Below are 8291 nucleotides of genomic sequence, written 5' to 3' on the forward strand. Positions count from 1 at the left end.
TCAAATTTGAAAAATTATTATCTAAATTAAATCTAAATTTTCTTGTCAGATCAGAGTAATCAAACTTACTTAAAGCACAAAATTTATTACAGTCTCTTTAGAAAGGGCATCCGCCAATTCAGTATTAATTGAATCCTTGTTTTGCTTTTTCTGTTCCTTCATATACCTAGATACATCCTTTTTTGACAGTCTGCTTTTCTCTTTTTTTCTTCTCTCATTGAATGTAGATAGTTTTTCTCTATATCCACATTTGCATGTAAATATTTGTCCTTCGCCTTCTCCTCTTAGTTCAAGTCTCTTGTGGCAATTAGGACATCTAGCGTTGGTTATCTTGGAAATATTTTTTCTATATCCACATTCTCTATCCTGACAGACATACATCTTTCCTTTCTTGGTCTTCACCTCAAGCATATACTTACCACACTCTGGGCATTTAACTCTTGCTAAATTATCATGTCTATACTCTTTATCACTGCTCTTTATATCCTTTATAATAGTTTTTGTATATTCCTTCATGTCATTTACAAAAGCTTTCCTATTAAGTTTCCCCTTAGATATAGCAGTGAGCTTTTGTTCCCACTCTGCTGTTAGATCTGGTGACTTTAAATCTTCAGGTACTAGATCCAATAGCTGCTTACCTTTAGAAGTGATGAATATATTCTTGCCTCTTTTTTCAATTAAAAATGTATTAAATAATTTCTCGATAATATCTGCTCTTGTAGCTACAGTACCTATACCACCTGTCTCCCCAATTATTCTAATTAACTCTTTGCTTTCCCCTGCCATATACCTTTTAGGATTTTCCATAGCTGACAATAAAGTACCTTCATTGAAAGGTGATGGAGGCTGAGTTTTCCCTTTTACCTCTTCTATTGCCTTTATTTCTAAAGTATCTCCTTTTTTAATTACCGGTAATTCCTGATGGAATATATCTTCATCATCATCTTCATAGTTATATGAATAAATCTCTTTCCAGCCTTCCTTTATGGTTTTCTTTCCTTTAGCAATAAATGTTTCGTCACCTATTTTGGCTTTTATTGTTATCTGTGTATATTCAAAAGGTGGATATAATACTGCTAAAAATCTTTTTACTACTAAATCATAAATCTTTCTTTCTCTGTCACTTAACTCACTTAATTGTACCCTTTCCTCTGTTGTTATAATAGCATGGTGGTCTGTTACTTTGCTGTTATCTACAAAGGATTTATTTCCTTTTATTGGCTTCTGCAAAACCTTTGCCGCTAGTTTGTTATATGGCCCAATATTGCAAGCCTTTACTCTATCCTTTAAAGTGTTTACTACATCAGATGAAATATATCTTGAGTCAGTTCTTGGATAAGTTAAAACCTTGTGCCTTTCATATAGACTTTGCATTATTGATAAGGTTTCCTTTGCAGAAAAATCAAATATCTTATTTGCATCTCTTTGTAGCTCCGTCAAGTCATAGAGCTTTGGTGGGTAACTTTTCTTATTTACCTTGTTTACATCTACAACTTTAGCACCTTTTCCTTTTATTGCTTTGATAATATTATCAACCTTATTCTTATCAAATGTTCTTGTGCTATTTGATCTTTCATCCTGCCATATTAGCTTCAAGTTGCTGGTAGAAGCAGTAACCCAATAATACTCCTTAGGTTTGAAATTTCGTATCTCTTCTTCCCTCTGTGCAATCATATTAAGAGTGGGAGTTTGGACTCTACCACAGGATAGCTGAGCATTGTATTTGCAAGTTAGAGCACGGGTAGCATTGATTCCTACTATCCAGTCAGCCTCCGCTCTTGCCTCTGCTGATTGATATAGATTTTCATAAGCCTTTCCGTCTTTTAAATTATTGAAGCCATCTTTTATGGCCTTATCAGTAACAGAAGAAATCCAAAGTCGCTTAATAGGCTTTTTTATATCTGCCTTTTCTATAATCCAACGAGCAACAAGTTCTCCTTCCCTGCCTGCGTCTGTAGCAATTATAATTTCAGATACATCCTTTCTATTTATCTGTCTCTTAACGGTATGAAATTGTTTACTACTTTGTCTAATTACCACAAGTTTTAAATAGGGAGGTAGTATTGGCAAATCGTCAATTCTCCAATCCTTATATCTTTTATCATAATCCTCAGGATCAGCTATTGTTACTAAATGTCCTAGAGCCCAAGTAACAATATATCTATCTCCTTCTATATACCCATTTGATTTCTTGTTACATTTTAAAACCCTAGCTATATCGCGACCTACTGAGGGTTTTTCAGCTAATACTAATACCTTGTTCATCTTAACATCCTTTCATGTAGCTATTTTATATTATATTATTCTATCTCCAACATTACCGGACAATGATCACTGCCCATTACCTCCGAATGAATTTGGGCATCCTTTAATCTATCCTTAAGCCTTTCAGATACAATGAAATAATCGATTCTCCAGCCCACATTCCTATCCCTAGCCTTTCTCATATAAGACCACCAGGTATAAGCATCTTCTTTGCCTGGATAGAAATATCTAAAGGTATCTATAAATCCTGCGCCAAGTAATTCTGTCATCTTTCCCCGTTCTTCATCGGTGAAACCTGCATTCCTTCTGTTGGTATCTGGGTTCTTTAAATCTATTCCCTTATGGGCTACATTCAAATCTCCACAAAGGATTATGGGTTTAATAGAGTCTAATTCCTTTAAATATTTTCTAAACTCATCTTCCCAAGTCATTCTATAATCAAGCCTTGCTAATTCTCTTTGTGAATTAGGAGTATATACATTTACTAAATAGAAATCTTCAAACTCTAAAGTTATAACTCTTCCTTCATTATCATGCTCTTCTATCCCTAATCCATATTTTACAGTAAAAGGCTTGTCCTTAGCAAAGACAGCTGTACCCGAATACCCTTTTTTTTCAGCATAGTTCCAATATTGGTGATATCCTACTAAATCTAAATCAATTTGACCTTCTTGTAATTTAGTTTCTTGAACACAGAATATATCTGCATCCACTTCTTCAAAATAATCTAAAAAACCTTTTTTAACACAAGCCCTAAGGCCATTCACATTCCAAGAAACTAATTTCATCTTATCCCTCCATATTTTTATCTTTCATAATTATCTATTTTTTGTTAGAATCTCACTCTTCCATACACCTGGAGTAAATAATGCAATTATAGTGAATAATTCTAACCTTCCTAGTAACATAAATAATGACAATAATAGTTTAGAAACATAGCTAAACTTACTATAAGTCCTAGATGGTCCTACCAAAGCTAGGCCTGGCCCAATATTCCCCAAGGTTGCTGCTACTGCCCCAGCTGAACTTTCAAAGTCTATTCCCTCTAAAGATATTAATATAGTCCCTAGTATAAATACTAAAATGTATAACATAAAAAAACTTGAAATACCTGCAACTACTTCATTGGGAAGAATCCTATCTTCTACCTTAATAGGTATTATTGCCCTGGGATGGAATATCTTGGATATTTCCCTTTTCACTAATTTTAGCAAAACTAAAATCCTTATATTTTTTATTGCCCCTCCTGTTGAGCCTGCACATCCTCCAACAAACATAAGGGAAAAAAGGATTGTCTTACTAAAGGTAGGCCAGCTATCAAAATCCGCTGTCGCATAACCTGTTGTTGTTATAATAGAAGCTACTTGAAAAAAAGCATCCCTTAAAGATAACCAAAACCTATGATATACGTTTCTATTTATATTTAATGCAATTAATAAAACAGCAGTAAATATTATACCCAGATATAGTTTTAATTCCTCATTCTTTATTACTTCTTTCCATTTCCCTTTAAAAAGTGAATAATATAGAGAAAAATTTACTCCAGATAATACCATAAATATACCTATTACTATATGTATATAGGTACTATTGTAAGCCCCTACACTGGCGTTTTTAATGGAAAAACCACCTGTTCCCACTGTTCCAAAGGTATGAACTGCAGCATCAAAAAAGGGCATCTTACCAATTAACAATAATATTATCTGTAATATAGTTATAAACAGATAAGTTATGTACAATATTTTAGCAGTATCTTTAATTTTTGGTGCAATTCTATCCGGTCTAGGACCAGGTGATTCTACTTTGAAAATTTGGAAACCTCCTACCCCTAAAGTAGGTAGAATAGCAACAGTAAATACTAATATTCCCATACCTCCAATCCAATGGGTAAAAGACCTCCAGAATAGGATACCTTTAGGAAGTCCTTCCACATTATCAACAATAGTTGCCCCTGTAGTTGTAAAACCTGATACGGTTTCAAAAAAAGCATCTACCCAAGATGGAATGCTCCCAGAAAATATAAAGGGTAAGGAACCAAAAAACGAAGCCAAAATCCATCCAAAAGCAACTATAGTAAGTCCTTCCCTTGCCTTAATGCCTTTATTATATTTAAAACTTTTACCCATTATTAGACCTACTACACTAGTTATTATAATACTTAATATAAATGCCATTTTATCCTGCCCGTTATAGTATATGGAAACCATTAAAGAAGGTATCATTAGTGCTGCTTCCACTAAGAGTAAATTGCCTAGTATTTTAATCACGGATCCATAACCCATTTAGTAAACCTCCTTTATTTGGTCTTATCATCTTATTAAAGGCTGGCATATGAGATGTTAGAGAGAAGACAATTATTCTGTCATTTTCATAGATTACACTATTACCATTTGGTATTATTACTTCTCCTTTATGGACAATAGCTCCTATAATAATTCCCTTTGGCAGTCCTAATTTGGATAATGGTTTACCTACTATAGGTAAATCTTTACTAGCTATTATTTCGGTAACTTCACCCTCTCCTCCAAGAAGTAATGAAACTGAAACTACCTTACCACCCCTTATGAATTTCAATACATTACTAACGGTAATATTGACTGGATTTAAAGCTATATCTACATTTAATTTATCCACTATATGAACATAATTAGGTCTGCTTATTTTAGCAATAGTCTTAATTACACCTAATTGTTTCGCTACTAACGCCATTAACAGGTTTTGTTCATCATACCCTGTAGCTCCTATAAAAGTGTCATAGGATGCCAAGTCTTCTTCTTCTAAAAGATCAATGTCAGTCCCATCTCCATGGATTATCAAAGTATTGTTAAGTTTTTCTGCTAGATATTGACACCGTTCCTTGCTTTTTTCTATTATGGTAACATTAGTACCCGTTTTTTCTAACCTTTGAGCTAGATAATATCCTATATTACCTCCACCTAAAATTATTACTTTTTTCGATTCCTTTCTATTCATGTTAATTCCAAGTCTCTCACCTAACTTGTTGATATTTTTGCTTTTCCCTATTACATGGATAACATCTCCATCCATTAATTCTGTTGACCCATCTGGAATTATTAAATTTCCCTCTCTAGATATGGCAGTAATAAGAAGGCCTTCCAAGTCTTTCAGTTCCATAAGTTTCTTCCCAACAAAGCTATGGGTACTACTCAAATGAAAATCCACCATGGAAACTTTACCTTTAGCAAAATCTCCGGAATAAAAGTTATATGTTTTGGATAGATATCTTTCTATTTCAATAGCTGTAGTCAAATCTGGATTGATAATATGGTCAATTCCCATCTCTGCTTTAACAAAATCCAACTGTTCTATAAATTCAGGATCTCTAATCCTTGCTATAGTTTTTTTACAATTCAATTTTTTTGCTAGGGTACATATTAGAGTATTGGTTTCATCGCTATTTGTTGCTGCTATAAGTAAATCATAGGTATCTATATTAAGTTCCTTTAGTTTAGCAATTTCAATACCGTTTGCTGTTACGGTCAAAACATCTAAATGGTCATTAATCCTTTCTAATGTCTTAAAATTCACGTCTACTAAAGTAACATCAATATCTTCATTGTTCATGGCTTCTGCTAGTCTATACCCTAGTTTACCAGCTCCTATAATCATTACCTTCATATTAATCCACTCCTAATTAAAGATACATATAGCATTATTATAACAGTTTAAAAGCCAATAAAAAAGGATTGAATATATAAATTCGTAGAATAATAAGAAATTATAGCATGTTAAGTATGAAAGAAATTATATATAGCTAAAATATAAAAACCAATCCTAGGATTGGTTTTTATTCTAATTTACATAAGTTTTTTTACCTCTTCTATTGCCTTATCATAATTTGGATGTTCTCCAACTTCCTTCACATACTCAACATACTGTACCAGGTTGTTTTTATCTAAAATCACTATACCCCTACTCAAAAGCCTCAATTCCTCTATAACAAATCCATAGTTCATACCGAAGGAAAGGTCTCTATGGTCGGATAATACAATAACTTTATCAATATCATTGGATGTACAGAATCTTTTTTGTGCAAAAGGTAAGTCTACACTTATAGTTAGTATAACTACATCACCTAACTCTGCTGCTTCCTCATTAAATCGAATTGTTTGAAATTCACATACTCCTGTATCTAGTGATGGTACTACACTGACTATTTTAATACTATCTCCTGCATCTTTTAAGGAATACTCTTGAAGATTATTTTTAAGTACTGTAAAATCAGGGGCCTTGTCTCCTACTTTGATTTCTTTACCTATAAGGGTTACAGGATTTCCTCCCATGGTTACCAAACCTGCTCTTTTTTCTGTCATTTTTCTGTCTCCTTTCAAATATTTATATATACAATAAATAAAATCTCAGTTGCACTATTAATACCCTAAAGCTTCTATTGTACTCATATTACTGAATAGAAAATAATGAATTTGATTTATAAATTTTATTTGAATCTTTAATTAGTAATTACTACCATTACTATGATATAATTATATCAAGGAGAGATATTAAACAAAGGACAGTCAACCATTATGAAGATTGTGAGGTAATATTATGAATAATAAAAAAGTATCTCTAATCTTTACAATCATAATTATATTAACTCTAGTTGGATGTGTTGAAAAATTCACTTGCTCTGTATTAAATTGTAAAATTAAATCTGGAGAAGATATTACTTTCTTTATTGCAACAGACCCTCATCATCTATCTAAAAAAACCTATGATGATGGTAAGGCTTTTGATTGGTTTCTCAATTCTGGTGATGGAAAATTACTCCACTATTCTGATGAAATAATAGATGCCTTTACATTAGATATTGAAAATCGAAAGCCAGATATTTTGATTATTCCCGGTGATTTAACTTGTAATGGAGAAAAAGAAAGCCATTTGGAAATGGCTGAGAAACTGAAGAATATTAAAAAACTAGGAGTCCATATATTTGTAATTCCAGGTAACCATGATATTGAAAACCCTTGGGCAAGAAATTACTTTGGAGATGAGATGATAAAAATTGATTCTATAACTAAAGATGAGTTTGTAGAAATATATTCACCCTTTGGTTATAAAGATGCAATTTCTAGAGACAACCATTCCTTAAGCTATTTAGCTGCACCTGCAGAAGATGTTTGGTTATTAATGCTAGATTCAGCTAAATACAAAAGGAATAAGGTAAGGGAAACTCCTGAAATGGATGGTGAAATACCTGCTAAAACTTTTGAATGGATAAAAGAATGTGCTAATTTAGCAAAAGAAAACAATGCTCAAATTATAGCTGTTATGCATCATAGCTTGATGAACCACAGTGAAATAGTTAATGAACACTTTACCATTGAAAATAGCAAAGAAGTATTAGACCTTCTTCTTGAATGTGATGTACAAATTGTACTATCAGGCCATATCCATTTACAGGATATAAAATCCTATGGTAAATACGATAAAACAATTTACGATATTGCAACTTCCTGTTTAACTGCTTATCCTAATCAATATGGTGTTTTGAAATTTCTACCTGATAAAGGCTATGAATACAATACTAATAGAGTTGATGTATATGCTTGGGCTTGGGAGAACGATATCCAGGACAAAAATTTAAATAATTTTAAAAAATACTCAAGGGATTTCTTTAGGCAAAAATCCTACGATAAATATTATGATTCATTATTGGAAATAAGTAAATTTTCTGATGAAGAAATGAAAGCAATATCTGAAACTGTGGCAGAACTTAATTTGAAATATTTTGCAGGTTTTAGAAACGAACTTATCTACGATATATTCACAACTAAAGGGTTCAATATTTTACAATATACTGCTCCATTTTTCATTAGAGATTATGTAATGAGCATGTTTGATGATGAAAAGACAGATAACAATAAACTATATACTCCACTTAAGTCAAAATAGTAAAAAAACTAAATAACTCTTGTTGTGCAAAAATAAAAGTGTAATTGGTAATATTACCAAAAATTAAATATGGCATAATCTCCATTCCTATGATATTTGTTAATTATCCC

6 protein-coding genes are annotated in these 8291 nt (G+C 32.2%); 1 reads left to right on the top strand and 5 read right to left on the bottom strand.

Annotation, left to right across the window (positions count from 1 at the left end; genetic code table 11):
• Positions 1-69: 69 nt before the first annotated feature.
• The 5 genes from C3E90_RS08415 to tpx all read right to left on the bottom strand — a co-directional run bounded on the left by C3E90_RS08415 (position 70) and on the right by tpx (position 6599).
• Complete coding sequence (locus C3E90_RS08415; protein ID WP_236915194.1) at positions 70-2265, bottom strand: DNA topoisomerase III; 2196 nt, start codon at positions 2263-2265, stop codon at positions 70-72.
• A gap of 35 nt (positions 2266-2300) precedes the next feature.
• On the bottom strand, positions 2301-3053 hold the full coding sequence (locus C3E90_RS08420) for an exodeoxyribonuclease III (protein WP_236915195.1): 753 nt from the start codon (positions 3051-3053) through the stop codon (positions 2301-2303).
• Positions 3054-3083: 30 nt separating this feature from the next.
• Positions 3084-4547, bottom strand: a complete 1464-nt coding sequence (locus tag C3E90_RS08425) for a TrkH family potassium uptake protein (protein WP_236915196.1) — start codon at positions 4545-4547, stop codon at positions 3084-3086.
• Entirely contained in the window at positions 4525-5904 is a 1380-nt protein-coding gene (trkA, locus tag C3E90_RS08430; RefSeq protein ID WP_236915197.1) for a Trk system potassium transporter TrkA, read from the bottom strand. The genes C3E90_RS08425 and trkA overlap by 23 nt, the downstream gene beginning before the upstream one ends.
• Positions 5905-6083: 179 nt before the next feature.
• Complete coding sequence (gene tpx / locus C3E90_RS08435) at positions 6084-6599, bottom strand: thiol peroxidase (protein ID WP_236915198.1); 516 nt, start codon at positions 6597-6599, stop codon at positions 6084-6086.
• A 235-nt stretch (positions 6600-6834) separates the two neighbouring features.
• On the opposite strand from tpx, the gene C3E90_RS08440 reads away from it, so the two are divergent.
• On the top strand, positions 6835-8181 hold the full coding sequence (locus C3E90_RS08440; protein WP_236915199.1) for a metallophosphoesterase: 1347 nt from the start codon (positions 6835-6837) through the stop codon (positions 8179-8181).
• The last annotated feature ends 110 nt before the right edge of the window (positions 8182-8291 follow it).

Origin of the sequence: Clostridium sp. Cult2 (assembly GCF_021655075.1) — a bacterium.
In the GTDB taxonomy this organism is placed as follows: domain Bacteria; phylum Bacillota; class Clostridia; order Tissierellales; family Tepidimicrobiaceae; genus Schnuerera.